The following is a 22364-nucleotide window of genomic DNA, read 5'->3' as shown; positions in this document are numbered from 1 at the left end:
CTGATTTGTCAGCAGGCTATGCCAAGTGCGTCTTCAACGAAACACACACACACACGAATGCGCGAGTGCGCATTCAACACAACACAAAGGGATTGCCTGGGTCTCCCTGCCTGGGCAATCCTTTTTGTTTTATACTTTTTCTACATTCAAAGTAATGATGCGATCCTTTTTCAAAATCTCATTTGCCTTTATGGGGCTTGTTGCCGCAGCTCAGGCTTCTACGGTTGTTCCGTCTGCAGTTTCTGTGGATAGCTCTGTTTCCGTGGAACAGTGGCGCAGCTCTCTTTGGAGTGATTCTTCCAAGCTCAAGGGCTACGTTCAGGTTGGAACGGATTTTGAATTTGGCTTTAATGGCGGCCCTACGGCCTCCTACTTTGCTGCAGATACTGCAGAACATTACGGAGGTCCCACTGCCAATTGGCGCGGCCTCCAGATTCCCTTGGAAACAGGCCGCAATTACGAAGACCGCATCAATCCTTTCTTCACGTTGAGTTTCCGTGCCGGTTACAAGAATTTCCATTTCTTGCTGGAAGCTCCTCTTCGAAAAGATATTGAAGCTTGGTATCATAGTTCTACCAAAACGAACTTGACTTACAAACCTAGCGAATTGGATATCAATGTCCCGATCAATGCCTATGCCCGTTGGAACAATCCGGTAGGTTATGTGCAGGTGGGCCGATTTGAGGCTGATGTGAAAACTTCCCCCAACGACATCCTTATTGGTGGAATCCCGTACCATGACGGTATCCATTGGAAATTCAATCCGGGTATCTTCCGTTACGATTTCTTGCTGAGTTCTCTTAACGCCTGGCTCTATGGTGATGTTATTGATCATGCAACAGGTTGTCCGGTCAAGGGAACAGAAGCTTACGCCCAGAAGTGTACGGAACCGAGTCAACAGGTTGATAATCAGCGTAACAGAACTTATGGTGAAAATGTAAAGAATTTGGTGTACCATCGTTTTGGTCTTGAAACATCCAAATTCTGGGCTTATGTGGTTGAAACCAGCATGGTCGGTGGCAAGCCACTGGAATTCCGATCCTTTAATCCGTTCATTTACTGGCACGATAATTACGGCTCGGGCTATACTTCGGCCGCAACTTCCTTCGACATAGGTTTTAAGCCCATCAAGGGTGCAAAATTCTACGGTCAGATGAACATGGAAGACTTGAACAGTCCGGTAGGCGAGGACGATGATAAGGGAACGAGCCGCTCCATTATCAACTATATGGTTGGCTATACCCAGGAAATTCCGACAGAAAAATACGGCACGTTTACTACCCGTCTTGATGTGGTTCTTACAGATCCCGCATCCAACAATAGCAAGCTGCCCCTGCTCAAGTACACTGGACGCAGGATGTACCGCAGCAATTATCGTGAACAAAATGATCCCGACTACGCTGATGCCTATTTTGTGGACTATCCTGTAGGCTACCGTCGAGGCCCTGATGCACTGGATTTGTGGCTCGATGTCAATTGGAAATACGGAAAACGTTCCGTCGATTTTTCCTTTGCCTGGCTACAGCAGGGTGACAAGGAACTTTATACCGAGTATAACCAAGCTCTGAATACTAAGGGCTCCACTTCCGGTGTGGAAGAAAGCCAGTATGTCTTTGACGTCCTTTATAAGGACAAATTAAAGAGCTGGTTTGAATACTATCTGGGTGGTGGATTCCGCATTTACGATAATTTGGACCATGTCAAAGGCGAAAATGGCACCGACGGTTGGATCCGTGCCGGTGTGAAATTCACATTAAACCCCGTGGACTACAGATTCTAATTATGAATTATGAAGTATGAATTATGAGAATATAATTCGTAATTCGTACTTGGCTCATCCATCATTATTATCTATCTTTATAGGGCCTTTAACAGGAGTTTTTTATGGCTGAAATCGGTACCCCGCTTAGCTCTAGTGCAACTAAGGTTCTCTTCTGCGGTGCAGGTGAACTGGGTAAGGAAGTCATCATCGAAATGATGCGTCTCGGCGTTGAAGTGATTGCCGTTGACCGTTATGCAAATGCCCCGGGCATGCAGGTGGCTCACCGCTCTCATGTAATCAACATGCTGGATGGTGCAGAACTGCGTCGCGTCATTGAACTGGAAAAGCCTGACTACATCGTTCCGGAAGTGGAAGCTATCGCTACCGATACTTTGGTTCAGATGGAATCCGAAGGCTACACCGTCATTCCTACCGCCAAGGCAACCAAGCTGACTATGAACCGCGAAGGTATCCGCCGTCTCGCTGCCGAAGAACTTGGCATCAAGACCAGCCCCTACAAGTTTGCTGACAACTTCGAAGACTTCAAGGCTGCCGTCAAGGAAATCGGTATTCCTTGCGTCATCAAGCCGGTGATGAGCTCTTCTGGTCATGGCCAGAGCGTCATCAAGACTGAAGCTGATATCGAGAATTCCTGGAACATTTCCCAGAATGAAGGCCGTACCGGTAAGGCAAGCCGTGTGATTATTGAAGGCTTCGTTCCCTTCGATTACGAAATTACTTTGCTCACCGTCCGCCACGTGGCAGGCACTGCATTCCTGGAACCCATCGGCCACCATCAGGTTGGTGGTGACTATCAGGAATCCTGGCAACCCCAGCCCATGAAGCCGGAACTTCTGGAACAGGCTAAGGTCATTGCCAAGAAGGTGACCGACGCTCTCGGTGGCCGCGGTATCTTTGGTGTAGAACTCTTCGTCTGCAAGGATGAAGTCCTGTTCAGCGAAGTGAGCCCGAGACCCCATGACACCGGTATGGTAACCTTGATCTCCCAGGACCTTTCCGAATTTGCTCTCCACGCACGAGCCATTCTCGGCCTGCCCATTCCCAACATTGCTTTCCACGGCCCCAGTGCTTCCAAGGCAATCGTTTGCGACGGCAACTCCACTCAGGTGAAGTTCAGCGGCCTCGAAGAAGTTCTCGCAGAACCGGATACTGGCCTTCGCCTCTTCGGTAAGCCGGAACTGAAGGGTCACCGCCGTATGGGCGTTCTCCTCGCTCGCCGCAACACTGTGGAAGAAGCAAAGGACACCGTCATGGCTATGCGCGAAAAGGTGAAAATCACGCTGTAAAAATGGTCCGGACCCGCGAATTCTCATAATTCGTAATTCGTACCTCGTAATTAGAAAAAGCTCGGCCTCGCCGAGCTTTTCTCTTATATTATCTCATACTTTGTGATTTGTATTTCATAACTAAAACTCGGCATAGCCGAGTTTTTAGTCACCGCAACTTTCGTAGAAGGCTTCCAGTTCCTTGTGGCAGTTGATGAAATACTTCTTCAATGCCGGATCGAAATGTGTACCCATGGAACTTACGATGATGTCGTAGGCTTCTGCGAAGGACATCTTTTCCTTATAGCAGCGGCGGCTGACCAATGCGTCGTACACGTCGGCAATAGCCATGATGCGAGCTTCCAGAGGAATACTCGTGCCCTTCAAACCATTGGGATAACCGGAACCATCGTAACGTTCGTGATGGTAGTGGGTCACGTTTCTGGCGATGTTCACCAGTTCCTGGGATTCGACATCCTTCAAAAGATTTTCAACGATGTAGGCGCCCTTTTCGGAGTGGGTCTTCATATTGTTGTATTCTTCTGCAGAGTATTTGCCTGGCTTACGCAAGATGACATCGTCCACGGCAATCTTTCCAAGGTCGTGCATGGGGGCGACCTTGATGACTGCGTTGAAGAACTTGTTCATGTTGCGGTAGGCTTCGTCCTTCTTCATTTCGTTGACGAGAATCTTGACGACCTGGCTTGTACGCTTGATATGTCCGCCGGTGTTGCTGTCGCGGTTTTCCACCATGTTGGCCATGCCGATAATCATCTGTTCCTGGATAACCTGGATGTGTTCATCCTTGTTCTGAACGTCGGTAGCCAAGTCGGTGTTGTACTTGTCCAAAAGCTTGATGTAGCGTTGCATCTTGGTGTCGTCTTCGATGCGGAACAGGTAGCCGCAGGTCTTGGAACCATGGTGCAGGTTTCTCAGGACGCTCTTGTAATGCTTGTTGCCATACTGGAAGTAGTCCACCTGGCAAAGATCCTGGGGATTGAACTTTTCAATGAACCTGGAAAGGATGCTTCCAAATTCGTCGGCTTCACGAATCTTTGAATCTACTCGGAAAGTCTTCAAAATGGGGAAGAAATGATAGGCGATGTCGTTGCAGCCAAGGTAGGTCTTGTCGGTGGCCAAGGACAGGTAGGCGTTTTCGTTCTGGTATTCCAGTGTGTCGCGAATGGTGCCTTCGATATCGTAACGACCGATGCGGTGGATGATGCAAAGCATGATTGCTTCGACAGCAAGATAAATCGCAGGCATGGCCAGCATGTCGCAGCCCAACTCTCTAAAGATGAAGAAGGATCCGATGCTGATGAAACCGATGGCGGCCAAGCCCCAAAGGTTGCGGTAGGAGAAATTCTTTTTCTTGAGGAGGGAGTATACGAGAACAACGATGCCGGAAATCAGGTATATGAACAACATGATGTTGAACAGCACATGGGTGGGGCCGAAAACGGGAATGAAGTCTGTCATGCCGTTGCGCTGCACCAAGGTGATGCTCTTGTAGAAAATATCGCTATAACCGGCGGTTGCGGCAAATCCGTAAATCACGGAACTGATGAGGAACAGTACGATTCGAAGGGTCTTGGATACCTTGATATTGCAAATGGTCAATTCGCCAAGGAAGAACAGCAGCGGGACGTAGACGGCACCGACATAGGCAATCTTGTTTGCCAACAAGGCTTCTTCAACGGTGGTGGATCGAGCCAGGAAGTAGTGACCTGCCAACTGGATGGTCATTACGTAGAACATTGCTGTATAAAAAGAAGTCGTTCTCTTGGAGTTGATCAACATCAACAGGCCGATGTTGATGAACGATATAATAAGCGCAGCCAGCAAATAGTAAATCAAAACAAAACTCCTCTAAAACGTGAAATGAATCACGTCTGTAAGAAATTATACATAATTATTTACAAAAAAACTAGCAAACGATTTTGCCTAACGCAATTATCGCTGCGGTCCGTGCGCGTAGGCGGGTATTGCCCAATTTCATCAGATGGACTCGACCTGCGCCGAAGTTTTTAACGGCGTCAATTTCCTTGGGGGAGAAACCACCTTCTGGACCAACCAGCAATGTGGTCGTAGTCGTCAGGTCCTGGGCGCTGGGAGCGGCATTGCCGTCCATGTCACAAAGGACCAGGTCGCCCTTGTAGTTTTTCAGCCATTCGGAAAATTCGATTGGGCCTTCCACTTTGGTAAGCCAGGGCTTCTTGGATTGCTTCAAGCTGACCAGGGCCTTCAATTCGGCGCGGCGGACGGTCTTCTTCAGGTCGGAATTCTTGGGTTCCTGGGAATAGTCGGTGCGCAGGAAAATAATGCTGTCAATTTCTGTCTGTGCAGCATGGAAGACCACCTCTTCCAAGGCGTCGTCCTTGAGGCAGGCAATGGCGAGAGATACCTTGGGTCGTTCTGCGGAAGCGTTTTCTACTACGTCCACCTTTACTTCGCAGGCCTTGGCGTCGGCCTTGACGATGGTGGCGTCGGCGTAATGGCCCAAACCGTCGGAAAGCTGTAAAACATCGCCAACGGCTGCGCGGCAGACGCGAATGGCGTGGGTGCTTTCATTTTCGTCCAGCACCAGGGTTCCAACTGTAATTAAGGGACAATAGAAACGACTGTCAGGTGTTTTCATGGAATGAAAGATAGCTTATTTTGCTATTTTTGACGGTATGCAAAGTCATAAGCCTGTAAAAGCAGTGGTGTTTGATCTGGACGGTACCCTCTACCTCAGTGGTCGCCCGTACCCGAAGGCAGTAAAGACGGTGAACCGTGTGGCTAGCCAGGTTCCGGTCTACTACCTGAGCAATAACACCAGCAAGTCCCCGGTGTTCTACGAAAACCGTCTGAAAGTTATGGGCTTGCCTCTGACTGACGATGCTATTATTTCAGCCTTGTACCTTTCTTTGGATGCCATCCATGAAGAAGGTATCAAGAATGTGTTCTTCTTTGCTAATCCCGAAGTCACGGAATGGTTTGCCGCTCAGGATCCCACCTTGAACCTGCGCCCCAGTGTGGCAGAAACGGAACTGGTCCTCATTGCCTACCACAATTCCTTTGACTACCGTGAACTTTGCGAACTCTCCTTCCGCGTGCAGCGCAAGATCCCCTTCTGGGTGACCCATACGGATTTTGTTTGCCCAGACGCCAACGGCCCTGTGCCCGATATCGGTAGCTTCATGGCTCTCCTGAAGACCGCCTACGGTGTGGAACCGGAAAAGAGCTTTGGTAAGCCCAATCCCGCCATGCTTTCCGATTTGCTGAAAACATATGAGCCGGAAGAAATCCTTTTTGTGGGGGACCGTCTTTATACGGACTATGAACTGGCTCGCCGTTCAGGCTGTCGTTTTGTGCTGCCCCTCTGTGGCGAGACCAAGCGCGAAGACTTGGAAAAGCTGACTGAAAAACCTGAATACGTGGTGGAAATGGTCAGCGATATCGACTTTGAAGGCTTTTTCGAAGGACGCCTTTAGTGCGCTTTTTTGTTGCCGTCATCCTCGCAATTTTTTGCGTTTCCGTTTCCGCAGCCAAGTTGACTGTGGCTGTGACTTTGCAGCCTTACGCTAACGTGGTTTCTGAAATCGGCGGTGACCAGCTGGAGGTGGTAACCTTGTTGCCTCCTGGGGCCGATCCCCATACCTTTGAGCCTAAGCCATCCACCTTGAAGGATTTCGCCAAGGCCTCTGTTTATTTCAGCGATGGTTCCGGCATGGACGAAGCCTGGCTTCCTCGTTTCAAGGGAGTGAACAAGAACGTTCAAATCGTCTCCCTGTCCAAGGATATCAACTGGATGGAGGAAGACGAACATCATCACCACGAAGTAGAATCTGCCGCAATTCACGCAGGTGAAAAATCCGTCGCAGAACATGATGATCACGACGATGGGGAGGAACTGGATCCCCACCTGTGGACTTCGCCCCTGCAGATGATGCAAGTTGCACGCAATGTTTACGAAGCTCTGGTAAAATTGGATTCTGCAAATGCGGGATTGTATATTGAACGCTGGGTGAAACTGACTGCACGTTTGAAAAAGCTTGATGCCGAGTTGCGCACCTCCATTGCAAAGCTGCCCCAGCAGGCAAGAACCTTTATCGTGTTCCATCCGTCTTACGGCTATTTCGCCCGGGACTACGGAATGACGCAGCTGACTGTGGAAGTGAACGGCAAGGAACCGAAGCCTCGTGACTTGCTCAACCTGGCAAAGACGGGCAAGGCGAATAACGTCCATATCGTGTTTGTGCAGCCTCAGTTCAGCAAGCGTGCCGCCACAACCATCGCCCGTGAACTGGATGCTGTCATTTTGGATACGGACCCGCTGTCCTTTGAATACGAAAAGAACATCAGGGCTTTGCTTTCTGCCATAGACGGAAACCGCAAGGACTAACTATATTGGTAAACGATGAACGCCATTGAAATCAAGAATCTTTCTTTCGCCTACGGCAAGACTCCGGTGCTTTCCAATGTGAACTTGGAAATCGAGGAAAATGATTTCGTTGCCATTATCGGCCCCAATGGCGGTGGCAAGTCTACCTTGATGCGCCTGATAGTGGGTCTTCTCAAACCCCAGTCTGGCGAAGTTCGCCTCTTTGGTGACAAGGTTCCATCTAACAAGGTGGCGGTGGGGTACGTTCCCCAGAATACCAACAAGAATATTGAATTTCCCATTACGGTGGGTGAGTGCGTTGCCCTGGGCAAAATCGGCCTTAAGCCCAAGTCCCCGGAGGTTTCCGCCGCTCTTTCCAAGGTGCATATGGAGGGCTACCTGGATCGTCGTCTTGGGGAACTGAGCGGTGGTGAACGCCAGCGTGTTTTGATTGCCCGCTCCTTGGTGTGCAATCCCCGCATTCTCTTCCTGGACGAACCCAGCAACAACATTGACGCCGCCGGCCAGGAAAACCTTTATAATATGCTGGCTGAATTCAGTTCCAGCATGACCATTGTGGTGGTGACACACGACCTGATGGCTCTTTCCAATCGCGTGAAGAGCATCGTCTGCGTCAACAAGGATGTCCATTACCACGAAGGTTCCAACCTTACTCGCGAAATGATTACGGATGCCTATGGCTGTGAAGTGGACTTGATTGCCCATGGTATTCCTCATCGCGTTCTTGGAAGTCATGATCACACACACGGGGGTTGCTGTGAACATCACGAACATCATCACGAGCATGGTCACGAACATTAATAGATAACAAAATCATTGATAAAAAAGGCCCCGCTTTCGCGGAGCCTTTTTTATTCTATAGGAGGAGAGAAAAAATCTTTATGATAGCGCGTTAATTGGTACGCGGTTCTTTAGCGGAGGTCGGCGACGCAGCGAACGTAGAGGCCCTTGCTTGCGCTTTCGTCGGTGCGGTTGATGCTCTTGGCTTCGCTCTTGAATTCCCAGGAACGGCCGGTGTTCTTCTTGACGGTGGAAGCGGACCAGTAGTGACCTGTGGTAGAGCTTTCGCAGTAGCCGTCCCAATCCTTGCAACCGCCTTGGCCAAGATCCTTCCAATCAAGCTTGGAACGATCTTTCTGGTAATCGCGCCATTCGCCATCGTCGGGAAGGTGCCAACCTGCGGGGCAAGCCTTGTTAGCTTCCTGATGACTGTAGAAGCGGCCGTACTTCTTGCAGAAATCTTCGTTTTCCATGAGGCACTGGCGGGGAGTGGAAATACTGAATGCAAGGTTCTTCTTCATCCAAGCCTTGTCCCCGCGAATTTCGATGGAATACTTCTTGCCGTCACGCTTGTCGGTGAGGGTCTTGCCGTCCATGGAAATGTTCTTGCTTTCCAGGGCCATCTTGAAAAGTTCTTCTTCGGACATATTTGCGGCCGGCTGTTCCAAGGCTTCGCTCTTCTGGTGAACCATCTGGGTCTTAGCCTTGCTCATCTTCACGGATTTCTTTACGCCCATCTTGTGGGGTGCAGCAAAGCCTGTGCTTGCGAAAAACGCAGACACGACTAAAGCGGTGACGATGTGCTTTGGAGAAAAAACAAACATACTAGCCTAATCCTTTAAGGCGCACATTGTGGACAGAAACTCACTGTCCCGCGCCATTACTCTTTGAATATATACCGAGGAATTTGAAACTAGTTGTTATAAAAAGTTTTCAAAAGTAAAGTGTGGCGCCCGTTACACCGGGAAATACCCACAAAGAGAACTTTTTGTTCCGTTTTTTATGCAATGTAAGAACTCCGTAACTTACACCGGTACCAACCAACGCTCCTACGAGAATGTCGGTGGGGTAGTGCTTGCCGGCAGCGACGCGAAGTACACTTTCAAAACCAGCCAAGGAAAAGGCCAATGCGCGTACAAGCCCTGTATTTGCTGAGTTGGGGAAGACTTGGTCATACCATTCCGAGGTGAAAACAGCCACCGTAAATGCGGCGGAAGCGTGGCCTGAAAAGAAGGATCCGTAGGCTTCCCCTTTCGCATTTTGGACTGCCTCTTTTCCCTTTTCGCTTTCAGAATAGATGTAAGGGCGCGGCCAAATTTCCAAAGAGCGGGTCGCCAGGTTTATTCCACTTTGGAATAATATGGATTGGATGAACATAAGGGAAAATGTGGCGAATTCTTTTCCGTTGGAGGCTCCGCTATACCATGCATAACCACCGATGGCCAAGGGTGCAACTGCGATAACGGATCCAATATCGCTCATTAAATCTGCAGTTTCGCTGTAACGGCCCATGAACTTTCTATCCCAGGGGAGGAAGTCTTTGGCAGGGCGCAAAGCGTCGTGGTCCTTGATTTCCATCTGGCTGTGAAGGTAGGAACCGATTCCCTGGGCTGCGGCTCCTAATACAGAAAGTGTAATATCCAAGGTGGGGGAGAGTTCGTATTCAATCTCTGCGGAAGCCTTGGATGGGGTACACCACAGGCATAAAATGGCGGATAGGGCCAGAGAGCGTATGATTGAACTTCGTTTTTCCACAGGCCTAAACTAAAAAAATTATATTGGCAGTATAACTTCCTACGGAGTTTTTGTGGCAAATTCAAATTACACTCGCGAACCTATCGTTCCTAGCATGGACCTCTTCGGCACCATTTCCGATGAAATGCGTCTAAAGATTCTGTTGCTGCTGGACCAGGCTGAATTCACTGTCAACGAAATCAAGGATATTCTGGATATTCACCAGAGTAACGCCAGCCGCCACCTGGCCAAGCTTTCCTCTTGCAACTTGCTGAAGGACCGCCGCGACGGTATCAAGGCCTACTATCGCCTGAGTGAAGAACTTTACCTGAGCAACCGCATGCTTTCCATGATCCGCGAGGCCTACGAGGAACTTCCGGACAAGGAAATCCTCAAGTGCCGTGCTGCCCAGGCTTTGGAAGAACGTTCCGACAACACCAAGAACCAGATTCATAAGCTGGACCAGGCAGGCGGTAGCCTCAAGGCCCAGATCAGCCTCTTCAGCAAGCTGATGCAGCCTTTTGAAAACGCTGTGGACGTGGGCTGCGGCGAAGGCGGCGACCTGTCCTTGATGCTTTGTGGACGTTGCAGGCACGTGACCTCCCTGGACTGCGATCCCAAGGTCATTAGCGGCTTCCAGAAGATTTTGAAGCAGAAGGGTATTACCAATGTGTCTCCCAAGGTGGCGGACATGGTAAAGACTGGTCTTCCTGCAGACTTTGCGGACTTGGTCCTCATGAGCCAGGTGCTTCATCATGCCATGGATCCGCGACTGGCCCTCAAGGAAGCCGTCCGCATCTTGAAACCCGGTGGAATGCTTGCCCTGCTGGACTTGGCTCAGCATAAGGAAGAATCCTTCCGCACCACCCACGGCCATATTTGGCTCGGTTTCGACCGTTCCCAGCTGGAATTTTTCGTGAAGGAACTGAACTGCACCGTTCTTGAAAGCGAAATCATCCCCAGCGAAAACGAGGTGGACAAGAAGTTGCCTGTTATTTGCATGATTTTGACGAAAAACGCCTAAAAAGTGTGATTTTTAACAGACCCGACTTGATTTTTTGAAAAAAAACAAATATTTTGTGAAACAGAAATAAACATTAAGGAGTTTAAGTATGGCCAGAATCATTAAGTATGTTGCAATTATCGCCGCTTGCGTTATTTCCGCTTTTGGTGTCTATTGCCTCATGAAGACTACCGTGACCGACGAAAACACCGTTGACTAATCGGTCCCGCAAATAGTTCTTTGTACGCCTCGTTAAAAACGGGGCGTTTTTTTTATTCCCCCGCACCTTTACTAAATTGTCTGCCATGAAGATTTTTGAAAAGAAACCTGCGTTTTTTGCGGCTATGTCCGTTTTGTTCCTTGCCATCCTTCTGGTGGTGTTCCGTGGATTCGCTTTCGATTCAAACCAGCTGATGCTGAACAGTGACCAGCTGAATGGTATCGGTAGCCGAATCGTCCGTACCTTCAACGCTATCCTGACGGAATGGGACGATAGCCGTCTTGGCGGTGTGCCGACTATCGACGCATTGTTTGCTGATGCCTACCATCCCTTGGTCTGGGTGCAGTTCCTTATGGATCCGGCTCGCGCTGTTGGCTTCAAGTTCATCTTGACGGTGTGGGTTGCTTTTATGAGTGCCATGGCCTTGGCCTGGAACCTGACCGGCAACAAGTGGTGGGCTGGCCTTCTTGGCTTGCTCTATGCTCTTTCTCCGGAATTCTTCACTTACATCTACGGTGGCCACGATGGTAAGATGATGGTGTTCGCCATCGCTCCTCTGGCTTTGCTTGCTATTCGTAAGGTGGTTCGCACCGGTAGCATTCCTTACATGATTGTGCTTGCCTTGAGCGTTGCCTGGATGATTCTCGGATCCCACCTGCAGCTGACCTACTTGTTCCTGTGGGGCGCCGGCCTTTACACTCTTTATGAAATTGCTTTCCATTGCAATGGTCTTCAGACCCGCGGCAAGCGTATTGGCCTTGCAGCTATCGGTCTCGCTTTCGGCTTGGCAATTTCTTGCTTCCAGATTATTCCGCCCTACCTTTATACCACCACTCAGTCTGTCCGTGGCGACGATAGCCATACCAACTACGGTCATGCCGTGAGCTGGTCCTTGCATCAGGAAGAAATGGCCCAGATGCTTCTGCCGGGTTTCGTTGGCGTTGACGTTTATGAGCAGAACGAAAAGACCGGCGACCTGGAAGGTAGTTCCTTTGTGAACGTGACCATGGATGAATACCGTAGCATGGCTGCTGGTGGTGGCTCTCCGTTCTACTGGGGTCACAATGCATTTAAGCTGGATCACAATAATGCGGGCGCTCTTTTGACTTTCCTTGGTTTCCTCTGCCTGTTCCTGCCGGGTAAGCGCCGTTATGCTGCTTTCTGGGGTATGGGTGCGGTAGTTGCTCTTAGCTATGGTATGGGTGACCATTCTCCCTTGTTCAAGTTGTGGTACAATATTTTGCCGGGCGTCAAGAATTTCCGTGCCCCGGGTATGGCCTTGTTCTGGCTGCCGCTCTTGTTGGTGATGATGGCTGGTCCTGTGTTGAAGGCTTTGACCGCAAAGTCTGAAGATCCTGAAGAAGCTGCAGCCTTGGAAAAGGATCGCCGTGGCCTCATGCATGGTACCGCCATGTATGTGATTTTGCTGGTGCTTGCTGTGATTGCCCGTTTTGCGTGGACCGCCTTTATCGGCCCTGTTGGTCTTGTGGTGATGATTGCTTACGCGGTTCTCTGCCTGGGTGTCATGAGTATGGATGACCAGGGCAAGAAATTCTCTGTTGCAAATCTTATGGATGCCTATAAGGCTGGTTTGCCGGGAACTCATCGCGGCGTCCAGGCTTGCATCTTGTTCGGCTTTGCTTTCATTGGCATATTGCTTATGAGTGGCCAGAACTTGATGAACGATCCTATTACCGCTCCTTATTTCAAGTCCTTGAATGAAGTGGTGATGAATGCAACCGCAGGTAAGGTGATTCCGGGCTTCGTTCTGATTCTCGTCATCATTGCCGCTACTTGGGGCGTGTTCAAATGGAAGGCTGGTGTTGCTGCGAAGGCTGCAGTGCTCGCCATCTTTGCCGGTGTAGAATTGTTTGTCATCAATGGCGCCTTCATTCAGAATGTTCCTGCTTCTGAATACCTGCAGCCCACAAATCCCATTGCCGCTGCTATCAAGGCTCCCTATAAGGCGGATTCCTTGAATACTCCTCGCGTGCTGTCCATTTCCCGCAACAAGGCTTTGAGCGGAAACAACTTCCCTCAGTATCGCTTGCGCAATGCCGATGGTATTCATGATAACGAACTTGCTAGCTATCGTGAATTCCGTGGTGGTCAGAGAAATGCAAACTACTTGATGAACTTCACCATGAATGATATCAACCAGGGCGCCTTGGATCCTAATATTCCTCGTCCGTTCCTGGATTTGATGAATATCAGATTTATTATTCAGGACTTCTCCAAGAACATGCCCGTGACAGTGAACTTTACTGCCATGGGTGAAGCCTACCTCTTTGGCGAAGCCGTCGTGATGGATGATTCTTCTGCAATTCAGACCTTGCGCATGCAGGCTGCTCATCGCGTGGAAAAGACTGAAGAACCGGCTGCAGAATCTGTTGCAGAGCCGGTTGCTGAAAATGCCGCTGATAGTGCTGTGGCTGCAGATTCCTCTGTCGTAGCCGCTCCTGTTGCCGCAAGGCCCGCCGCACCGAAGTATGCTGATGAAGAAGGAAAGTTCTTCTACAAGGAAAAGGTTATTTTGTCTGAAATGCCGTCTTCCGATTTCAAGGGTAGTGTTGCAGCAGACGGTCCGATTCAGGGTTCTGCAAAACTTATTGCAAGCCCCAAGATGGATACCCAGGTGTTTAGCGTAGAAGCAAACCGCCCGGGCTTCATGGTGGTTGCCGGTAACTATCATCCTTACTGGAAGGCCTACGTGAATGGCGCTGAAGTTAAGGTCTACAAGGCTTTCGGAACTCTTCGTGCTGTTGAAATTCCGGCAGGCAAGTCTGAAGTTCGTATGGAATACCGCAGTAAGCCTTTCCATGCTAGCGTCAAGGTCAGCATTGTTGCCTTGATTTTGTTGGCTGGTCTCGGCGTGTTCGCTGCAGTCCGTAGCCGTAAGGCATGACTCCCATGACGTTCTGCGGCTTTTCGCAGAGCTAAGTTGAAAACGCAGTCCTTAGGGCTGCGTTTTTTTTGTGAGCGGAAAAAGAAAAACCTCCCGAGGCGTGGGAGGTTTAAGGCTTTAAGGTCTGGTGTCTTGTCCAGGAGGCATCTTGATGTAATAGATGGCGCAGGGAACAATAATGCCCAGAAGGTAGACCACCAACATGATGTTGTTTCCGATGGTATTGGCAAAAAAGTCATCGGAAATGGCATAATGTAGTGCGAAAAGGATGATGTCCACCAGGACGCCTGCCAGAATGTATTGAATCAGTCTACCCATTAGAAACCTTTAATCTCAAAAGTTGTACCTGTAATTTAGCTTTTCATGGCTCGAAAACATCAATTTTAAGGGTAAAAAGTTTTTTTTAACGTTTGGATCGAGGTGTGGCCGGTAATTACCTGGAAAACGTGCTTAAAACACGTAACTTGTTGAGTGTCAATGAGTTATATGTTTGAAAATTAGTTAGATTTGTAGTATGAATATTCGAATTTCTGCAATTGCTTTGTCTCTTTTGATTGGCTATTCCTTTGCCGCAGACCCTCGTATGGAACAGGGCGCAATTTTTGAGGCTAAGGGAAATTATGAAATGGCTTTGGGTGAATACCGTGCCATGCTGGCTGAAAATCCCAAGAACTCTGAAGCATACTTTGCTGCAGCTGAAGTCCGCGTGAAGATGAAGGACTATAGCGGTGCATTGGCCAACTACCGTTTGGCATACAAGTTTGATCCGACCATGAGCGCTGCCTATGAAGGTGCTGCCAAGGTCTATGAAGCACTGGGCCAGAAGTCCAAGGCTGCCGATGAACGCGCCAAGGATCCGAAGAACCGTCCGGTGGAAGAAGTGGCTGAAGTTCCTGTCGTTGCTCCCATTGAAGCATCCTCTGTGGAAACTCCTGCAGCAGAACCTGTGAAGGTTGCTGAAGCTCCGAAGGCCGAACCTAAGGTTGAACCGGCTCCCGTGGCCGAACCTAAGGCTGAACCTGCCAAGGTTGCAGATCCCGCTCCCGCAAAGGCTGCTGAACCTGTGAAGGTTGCAGAACCTGCACCGGCCAAGGTCGCCGAAGCTGCTTCTGCCAAGAAGGAAGAACCGAAGGCCGCAGCACCTGTTGCTGAAGAAAAGGCTCTTCCCATAGATCCCTTTGAAAGAGGCAAGGCTCTCTTCGCTGAACAGAATTATGCCGAAGCAGCCAAGGCTTGGCGCGAAGTCCTGAAGAAGACTCCGGGGCATGCTGGTGCTTACTTCTATGCTGGTCTTACCCGTTTTGAAATGGGTGAAATGGATAAGGCTGAATACAACTTGAAGAAGGGCTTGGAATACAAGGAAGAAGGCAACGAAGCCAACTACTACTTGTCCCTCATTTATCAGAAGAATTCCAAGGTGGACCTGGAACAGAAGTTCTTGGCTGCTTATCTGAAGAAGGCTGGTCCTGCCGCAAAGAACCGCAGAAATGCTGAAGAACGTTTGGCTGCTATCAAGGCTGCAAAGGCTGAAGCAGACAAGGCTGCCGCTGAAGAAAAGGCCGCTGCTGCAGAAAAGACTACGGAAACCAAGACCGCTGAAGTTCCTGCCAAGGACAAGGCTACTCAGACTGCAGCAAAACCTGCACCTCAGGCCGCCGCACCTGAAACACAGACTGCAGAAGCAGCTCCCGCCGAAGCTCCTGTAGAACCGTCTGTGCAGAACGCTAATTTGTTGGTAACCTCTGGCAGCCTGGAAGCCGCTCTCCAGATGTACAAGACTTTGTTGGAAACAGAACAGAATCCTGAAGAACGTTATTTCACCATGCTCCAGATGGGTAACATCTATCGTGAAATGCGAGACTTCCACAGCGCTGTTACTCGTTACCGCGAAGTGGTGCAGCAGTTCCCGGATTCCGACTGGGCAACTGAAGCAGAACGTGCCTTGGAAGACGCTGTATGGCTTGAAAAGCACGCTAAGGAACTGCCGAAGAGAAAGCGCTAGTTTTTTACGGACAAAGTTTAAGAAAGTCCCCTGAAAAGGGGGCTTTTTTTATTTGTACGAAAAAGTCCACATTTTGAAAAGTCCGTGCGAGACGTTATATTTAAGATACTGCCTGCGGATAGTGGTGTTTATGGGTGCCGTGGGCGAGGATGGGTATGAAAAACTTTGGAGTGAAGAGCCTTTGTGCAAAGGCTTTCGTAGGAACAATCTGTGCATTGGCAACGGTTGCTGTTGCTAATCCTCCGGCAAATTTTAGCGGTTGGGATCTGGTCTTCGAAGATAACTTCGATGGCGATGCTCTCGATTTGAAAAAGTGGAATCCCACTTACAACTGGGGCCACACCCACAACCACCGCGCCTATTGTGCAGAAGAAAATGTCATTGTGAAAGATGGCAAGCTGATGCTGAAGGGTGAAGCCAAGAAGCACCCCAAGGCAACGGGCACGGCTAAGTTCAATGGCAAGGAAATTCCGGTGGATTACACTTCCGCAGCTATTGATACCAAAGGCCATTTCGAAGTGAAGTACGGCTACATTGAAGGTCGTTTCAAGGCTCCGAAGCATAAGGGAACCTGGCCTGCCTTCTGGACCCTCCAGGATGGCTGGCCTCCGGAAATTGACATTCTTGAAATTCCTGCATCCCGTAAGCAGCACCACTACTACTTGCATTACACCAATCCTGATTGGTACAATAGCCATGGCTCCGCCTGGGATCACGAAGCCTCCTTCGGTGGCCACAAGGATGATGACGTAGATCGTTCTGCGGATTTCCACACCTACGCCGTGGAATGGGATGAATCTACCTTGAGTTTCTACTTTGATGACAAGAAGTTTGCAAGCTACAATCGCCCCACGGAAATCAAACAGCTGTCTGCCCAGTATATCATTGTGAACTTGGCCATTGGCGGCTGGGCTGGAGACGATATTGAAGTTACGGAAAATAACCCGGCTTACTTTGAAGCGGATTGGGTTCGTGTTTGGCAGGCAAAGCCGGCAAAACCTGATACGGTCTTGATTTATAATGAAGCTTTCAAGACTTGTATGATGCCTAACAGCGAAAAGAAACTGGTTCTCGGTGATTGCGCAGACGAATCTGCTGTTGCCGTGATCACCCCTCTTTCTTCCACAACGTTCCGAATCAACTTCGGTGACATGGTGGTGGAAATGCCTAACGAAACTACGGATCCTGGCGTTACCGCAGGTGTTTATACATGGAACGGCAAGAATCACCAGAAGGTTGTGCTTGAAAATCAGTACAGCAATCAGTATCGTCTAAAGATGCTTCATAGCAATCATTACCTGCGTTCTACTTCTGATGGAACCCGTGTTGTCCAAGACTGGAATACCAGTTGGGAATGGAACCAGAAGTGGCGCATTATGAAACCTTCTGAGTACAAACCTGAAGAGCCGAAAACCGATACGACAGAGACTGATTCTTTGCAGAGCATTGGACGCGACCTTCGCGAAAACGTAAATAGCGTCGCTCCTTACCGCAGCAATGTGTTCCGCAAGAATGGAATGCTCTATGTGGAATTTGGTGACGGCGCTAGCGAATTGCGAACCTACAATTTGAAAGGTCGCAGAATCCATAAACTCTAGTTTATTTATTCAAGGGCTTGCACGAGGGAGTCGAGACGATGAGTCATTTGTTCGGCTCCCTTTTCGCTTAGATGGTCCTTGTTTGCTGCCATTTCGTCAGTGTAGTCGTGGTCTCCCATTTTGTATTCATCCATCAAGATGAAGTTGGGGTAGTCCTTGGATAAATCTGCAATTTCCTGAATTCGTTCCTTGGCTTCGCTTCTGCGGAAACCGTATCTTGCGTAGGCTCCTGTTTGCTTGTAGCCAGGACTTTGGGGGAAGATAATTCCGATAACGGAGATTCCTTTCTTCTTTGCCAAACTGAGAATGGTTTCCAGTTCGTCAAAGTTTTCCTGGTATTGGGATCCCTTGTCTGTCCAAGTGCTGTCGTAATCGACGGATGGTTCTTCTTCCCAGCCTCCGGAAGGTTCTCCATAATAACCCAGTGTGGGCATAAATCTTGTTTCGTAGTAATCAAAGCCGGGGGCATCGTGGGTCAATTCCAGTAAGCCTTCCGGATAACCGTCTTTCCAGAAGTCGTGGTTTTCATCGTAGATAAATCCTGCGTACTTTTTGTAATCGGCTTCAAAGAAATTATCGTAGTTATTGGTTTTGGTTTTCCACCACATATCAATGTCTAGAGAAAGGACCAGGTATTTCAATTCCTTCAAATGATTTAACAGGTAATTCTCGATAATGTATCTGGAATTGAAAAGGGAATTGGGAATGTGGGAAAGGTTGATTGCCTTTAGTGAAGAATCCATTTGAAGTGGAATGATGCCGTTCTGGGATCGTGAAGATCCAACAATGGCAAGTTTGGAATCAAGGTTTCCCCAAAGAATTTCCATCTTGTAACGGAGAATCATGGCGAGTTCGCTTCCGCCGGAATAGAAATATTGGCCGGCACTGTCCAAATCCAGTTCCGTTTCCAAGGTGGCGTGGTTGTCGATCCAAAGGGAAGGATGCCAGAGTTCGTCGCCTTCCACAAGTTCTGTTATGGTGGAATCCTGAACGTTTACTACAGCGATTTTACTGTGGGCGTTGCTTGAATTTGTAAGAGTTGCGACGATGAGATTTTCGGAAGCCCATTCTGTATGGTCAAAGGCGTATTTCTGTGGAGATGGAATGCTCTTGATGAGTTTTCCGGTGCTGTCTGCGATGAAAATTCTTTCGTGAACCCTATAGGCTTTCCCGACGAATTCCTTTCCTGTTTTTCCGGCAAAGTCTAGGAAAAGAGTACGTTTGCTCTTGTCTTTTGAAAGGCTCGCGTTACAGGCTTGCTCATCGTTGTACCATGTTGTATCGATGGCGGAATCTTGTGTGATGTCCTTGTCTGTTGCAATTCTTGCACGAAGCCTGGGAGCACCGGAAACAGCAAGTTTGCTGTCATCGCTGATGCCGCCGTGGTAATTTCCGTCAAACAGTTTTTGAGGAGTTCCGAATTTGCCATCCTTGAAAACGACTTGCCATGTGGAGGCTTTTTTGAAGTTGCTTTCGCTAAGAGATGCTGCGGAGGAAACGTATACGATGGCGGTATCGCCGTTGTCAAGAATTCGCCAACGGGGGATTGTAGCGGATTCAACATCCAGCATCACCAGGTTACTGCCGTAACCGTCCAGATCTCTGACGTAGATTTTGGAAGTAGCATCTATAGTTTCGAAAACTGTGCAGAAGGCTACATGTTTACCATCGGGAGATATTTCCGGATGGTAGACGGGCATGGTGTCCTGAATCTCTTGAATGTAGGATGCTCCATTTCTGTAGTCGATGAAAGCAAGGTTGTTTGAAATATCGTTTCTGAAGGCGAGCTTGACTCGTGATGTTCCAGCAATGTTTTGAATACCTGCTGAATTGACCAAGGAGACGATTCTAATGCTGCTGCCGTTGCCGTTCTTATCAAGCCACGAAGGGGTGGGGATGGAACCGTGGGCTAGTCTGAAACCGAGATAGTCCTTCTGTGTTGTTGATGTGACGGTATAGACATCGCTTCTGTGATTAACACTGATGACGTCCAGATCTTGATAGAAGTAGCCTCCCTTTATGACTCTTTCGCCGATGACGCCTCCGTCGGGTGCGCCGGCAAAGTTGGTGAGTAGGGTGTCCTTGAAAGAAACTTTCCAGTCATTGACCCATTCTCTCACGTTTCCGGACATGTCGCAAAGCCCGAATTCGTTCTTTTTCTTGGAGCATACTTTATGTGGACTTAATTCTGAGTTGCTGCCGTTCCAGGAATTTTCGTCGGTCCATTTTTTGCCTGCGGCGAACATCCATTCCGCTTCAGTGGGAAGTCTGTAGGATTCCCTTTCAGGATGGAAGTTGAATCCTTCCATACCGATGCAATTTCCGTGTTCGTTAAACGTAGTCTTTGTATAGGTATAGGCGGTGTCGAATTTCTCGGCCTTGCTTCGGGCGTTTGCAAACAAAACAGCGTCGTAGAATGTGACGTTTGTAATGGGAAGGTCGTCTTTCTCGCATTTGATTGCGGAAACCTGTGTGCCGAATTCCTTTTTCATAAGGCTGAGGAATTCGTTGCACGTAACTTCGTGCTGAGACATTCCGTAGTCGTATGTAAAGGAAACCTCCATTTGTGGGCGTTCATCAGCCCTGGAGTTTGAATCGCTTGTTCCCATCAAGAGGGAAGCCCCGGTAGCCTCTATCGTCACGATAGATTTTAAGGGGTCATTTTCATTAAAAACGATTTCGGAGGAGGATGGATCGCTGGAGCACGCAGCAAGAAAAAGTCCTGTAAGAAGAGGTAGGCTTCTTTTTATAATGGTTTTCTTCATGTTGCGTGTCCAGAAATGCGGGTTAGATGACTTGAACCAGCAAACCCTTCAGGTACTGGCCTTCGGGGAATGCGGTATTCACCGGATGGTCGGCGGGCTGGCCGAAGCGTTCGATGATCTGGAAACGACGGTGGGCGTCTGCTGCGGCATCTGCGATGATCTTCTGGAACAGATCCATTTCCATAAGGCCGGAGCAGCTAAAGGTTGCCAGCATGCCGCCTTCGGCCAGAAGTTTCATGGCGAGGAGGTTGATGTCCTTATAACCGCGGCAACCCTTCTGGAGGTTGTCCTTGGAGTCAACAAACTTGGGCGGGTCCAGAACGATGAAGTCAAATGTTTCGGCCTTGTCGCGGCATTTGCGCAGGTACTGGAATACGTCGGCTTCCACATGGGTGGCGTGGGCGGTAGAAAGCTTGTTGCGCATGATGCCTTCCTTAGCCAGCATCAGGGCGTCCTTGGAAACGTCTACCTGGTAAACCTTTTCGCAACCACCACGGAGAGCGTAGAGGCCGAAACCACCAGTATAGCAGAAGCAGTTGAGAACCTTCTTGCCCTTGGTCAGTTCGCCCACGCGGCGGCGTGCGTCGCGCTGGTCCAGGTAGTAGCCGGTCTTGTGGCCGTTCTTCACGTCGATGGGGAAGAGGATGCCGTTTTCGTTAATGATGACGGGTTCGTCGGGAACTTCACCGTAGACCACGCCAGTACGGATGGGAAGGCCTTCCTTTTTGCGGACGTCGGAATCGCAGCGTTCGTAGATGCCGCGACAGCCGGTCTTTTCGGCCAGCAGTTCGTAGATAATCTTGCGGTTGACTTCAGCCCCGGCGGCGAGAATTTCTACGGAGTAGATGTCTGCATACTTGTCAATGATGCAGCCCGGAATGCCGTCGTTTTCTGCGTTAATCAGACGGAAAGCAACTTCTTTGTCGGCGATGTCAAAACCGCGGCTCTTGCGGGAGGCGATGGCACGGTCCAAGATGTCGCTGAAGAATTCACGGTCAATGTTCTGCTTTTCGCCGAAGGTCCAGAAACGTCCTCGGATCTGGGACTTGGGGGAATAGGCGGCAAGGCCGAGAAAATCGCTATGGTAGGAATAAACTTCAACAACGTCGCCCAAAGCAGGGTCACCTACGACTTCATCGATAGCGCCACTAAAAATCCACGGATGATAACGGAGTGCGGACTTTTCGCGTCCGGCTTTCAATGTAATTGCTTTCATGTGAGGAAATATAGAAACTAAGTCGAAAATCAAAAAATGCGGGTTATAATGTCTAGGAGAAAACACGCCAAACGGTCCTCGCTTCGCTGCGGATTGGTTGTCTTAGTTTTCATCCTAGCCAAGAATACGTTTTGTTCTCGTCGGTTTTACCTTAGCTTACCATGCTCGCCATTAAAAATAAAATAACATTGAAGGGGCGCGTAAAGTCCATTGGGTGCTTCCCCCAGAACGTCTAAAATTTCTAATTTCTACCAAAAAGACGAAATTCACTGTTCACTCTTCACTATTCGCTAAAATGTTCGAATCCATATTTGCCAAGTATCCGTTCTTTCGCACGATTCCCGCAGTTCTTTGCATGGCCGTTATTTTTAAAATTTCTTCAATGACGGCAGATGAGTTGCAGGGGCTCCCGCATGTTTGGGACAAGCTGGCTCACACTTGTGAATACGCCACTTTGGCTGGTTGCTTTTCCTTGTGGTGGACTCGTGTGGAATGGTCAAAGAAAATTTGGCTTCGAATTTTGGTTGTCGTAATCTTGACTTTGGTTTATGGCTGTACAGATGAATTCCATCAGCGTTTTGTTGAAGGACGTTCTTGTGACGCCATTGACCTTGTTGCCGATACCTTGGGCGGTCTTATTGGTGGATCCGTCTATGCACTGATTTGCAAGCTTTTAAACAAGTACGATCCCCTTTCCTCGAATTAG

General features: G+C 49.1%; 17 protein-coding genes. 10 read left to right on the top strand and 7 right to left on the bottom strand.

Going from position 1 to position 22364, the window contains the following annotated elements:
• Window positions 1-154: 154 nt before the first annotated feature.
• Window positions 155-1780, top strand: coding sequence for a hypothetical protein (locus MJZ25_05635; GenBank protein MCQ2123652.1), 1626 nt, complete (start codon window positions 155-157; stop codon window positions 1778-1780).
• Between the two features lie 104 nt (window positions 1781-1884).
• On the top strand, window positions 1885-3069 hold the full coding sequence (gene purT, locus MJZ25_05630) for a formate-dependent phosphoribosylglycinamide formyltransferase (protein MCQ2123651.1): 1185 nt from the start codon (window positions 1885-1887) through the stop codon (window positions 3067-3069).
• 144 nt (window positions 3070-3213) lie between these two features.
• Here the strand turns inward: purT and MJZ25_05625 are convergent, their stop codons facing one another.
• Window positions 3214-4905 carry an HD domain-containing protein gene (locus MJZ25_05625; protein MCQ2123650.1) on the bottom strand — a complete coding sequence of 564 codons (1692 nt, stop codon included), beginning with the start codon at window positions 4903-4905 and terminating at the stop codon, window positions 3214-3216.
• Between the two features lie 70 nt (window positions 4906-4975).
• Window positions 4976-5686: a 16S rRNA (uracil(1498)-N(3))-methyltransferase gene (locus MJZ25_05620; protein MCQ2123649.1), complete on the bottom strand. Its 711-nt coding sequence runs from the start codon at window positions 5684-5686 to the stop codon at window positions 4976-4978.
• A gap of 37 nt (window positions 5687-5723) precedes the next feature.
• On the opposite strand from MJZ25_05620, the gene MJZ25_05615 reads away from it, so the two are divergent.
• From MJZ25_05615 to MJZ25_05605, 3 genes are read left to right on the top strand one after another with little or no spacing between them, the layout of a single operon-like run.
• Window positions 5724-6524 (top strand): HAD hydrolase-like protein, encoded by an 801-nt coding sequence (locus tag MJZ25_05615; protein MCQ2123648.1) that lies wholly within the window; start codon window positions 5724-5726, stop codon window positions 6522-6524.
• A complete protein-coding gene (locus MJZ25_05610) occupies window positions 6524-7435 on the top strand; it encodes a zinc ABC transporter substrate-binding protein (protein MCQ2123647.1) in 912 nt (303 codons plus the stop codon). The genes MJZ25_05615 and MJZ25_05610 overlap by 1 nt, the downstream gene beginning before the upstream one ends.
• Window positions 7436-7450: 15 nt before the next feature.
• Window positions 7451-8236: an ABC transporter ATP-binding protein gene (locus MJZ25_05605; protein MCQ2123646.1), complete on the top strand. Its 786-nt coding sequence runs from the start codon at window positions 7451-7453 to the stop codon at window positions 8234-8236.
• 110 nt (window positions 8237-8346) lie between these two features.
• Here MJZ25_05605 and MJZ25_05600 read toward each other — a convergent pair whose 3' ends face one another.
• On the bottom strand, window positions 8347-9039 hold the full coding sequence (locus tag MJZ25_05600) for a hypothetical protein (GenBank protein MCQ2123645.1): 693 nt from the start codon (window positions 9037-9039) through the stop codon (window positions 8347-8349).
• A 109-nt stretch (window positions 9040-9148) separates the two neighbouring features.
• Window positions 9149-9970, bottom strand: a complete 822-nt coding sequence (locus MJZ25_05595) for a phosphatase PAP2 family protein (GenBank protein MCQ2123644.1) — start codon at window positions 9968-9970, stop codon at window positions 9149-9151.
• A 52-nt stretch (window positions 9971-10022) separates the two neighbouring features.
• Between MJZ25_05595 and MJZ25_05590 the strand changes: the two genes are divergently transcribed.
• Window positions 10023-10973, top strand: a complete 951-nt coding sequence (locus MJZ25_05590; protein MCQ2123643.1) for a metalloregulator ArsR/SmtB family transcription factor — start codon at window positions 10023-10025, stop codon at window positions 10971-10973.
• 284 nt (window positions 10974-11257) lie between these two features.
• Complete coding sequence (locus MJZ25_05585) at window positions 11258-14077, top strand: YfhO family protein (protein MCQ2123642.1); 2820 nt, start codon at window positions 11258-11260, stop codon at window positions 14075-14077.
• A gap of 117 nt (window positions 14078-14194) precedes the next feature.
• Here the strand turns inward: MJZ25_05585 and MJZ25_05580 are convergent, their stop codons facing one another.
• Window positions 14195-14395, bottom strand: coding sequence for a hypothetical protein (locus tag MJZ25_05580; protein ID MCQ2123641.1), 201 nt, complete (start codon window positions 14393-14395; stop codon window positions 14195-14197).
• A gap of 196 nt (window positions 14396-14591) precedes the next feature.
• On the opposite strand from MJZ25_05580, the gene MJZ25_05575 reads away from it, so the two are divergent.
• Window positions 14592-16079 carry a tetratricopeptide repeat protein gene (locus MJZ25_05575; protein ID MCQ2123640.1) on the top strand — a complete coding sequence of 496 codons (1488 nt, stop codon included), beginning with the start codon at window positions 14592-14594 and terminating at the stop codon, window positions 16077-16079.
• Window positions 16080-16234: 155 nt separating this feature from the next.
• A complete protein-coding gene (locus tag MJZ25_05570) occupies window positions 16235-17677 on the top strand; it encodes a family 16 glycosylhydrolase (protein ID MCQ2123639.1) in 1443 nt (480 codons plus the stop codon).
• Between the two features lie 5 nt (window positions 17678-17682).
• On the opposite strand, the gene MJZ25_05565 is transcribed toward MJZ25_05570, so the two are convergent.
• A complete protein-coding gene (locus tag MJZ25_05565) occupies window positions 17683-20442 on the bottom strand; it encodes a TIGR02171 family protein (protein MCQ2123638.1) in 2760 nt (919 codons plus the stop codon).
• A 22-nt stretch (window positions 20443-20464) separates the two neighbouring features.
• Entirely contained in the window at window positions 20465-21658 is a 1194-nt protein-coding gene (locus tag MJZ25_05560) for a class I SAM-dependent methyltransferase (GenBank protein MCQ2123637.1), read from the bottom strand.
• Between the two features lie 295 nt (window positions 21659-21953).
• Between MJZ25_05560 and MJZ25_05555 the strand changes: the two genes are divergently transcribed.
• Window positions 21954-22364 carry a VanZ family protein gene (locus MJZ25_05555; protein ID MCQ2123636.1) on the top strand — a complete coding sequence of 137 codons (411 nt, stop codon included), beginning with the start codon at window positions 21954-21956 and terminating at the stop codon, window positions 22362-22364.

The sequence above is a fragment of the Fibrobacter sp. genome (assembly GCA_024399065.1).
Taxonomy (GTDB): Bacteria; Fibrobacterota; Fibrobacteria; order Fibrobacterales; family Fibrobacteraceae; genus Fibrobacter.
The sequence above is the reverse complement of the archived record's forward strand: the minus strand, read 5'-3'. Positions and strand labels throughout refer to the sequence as shown.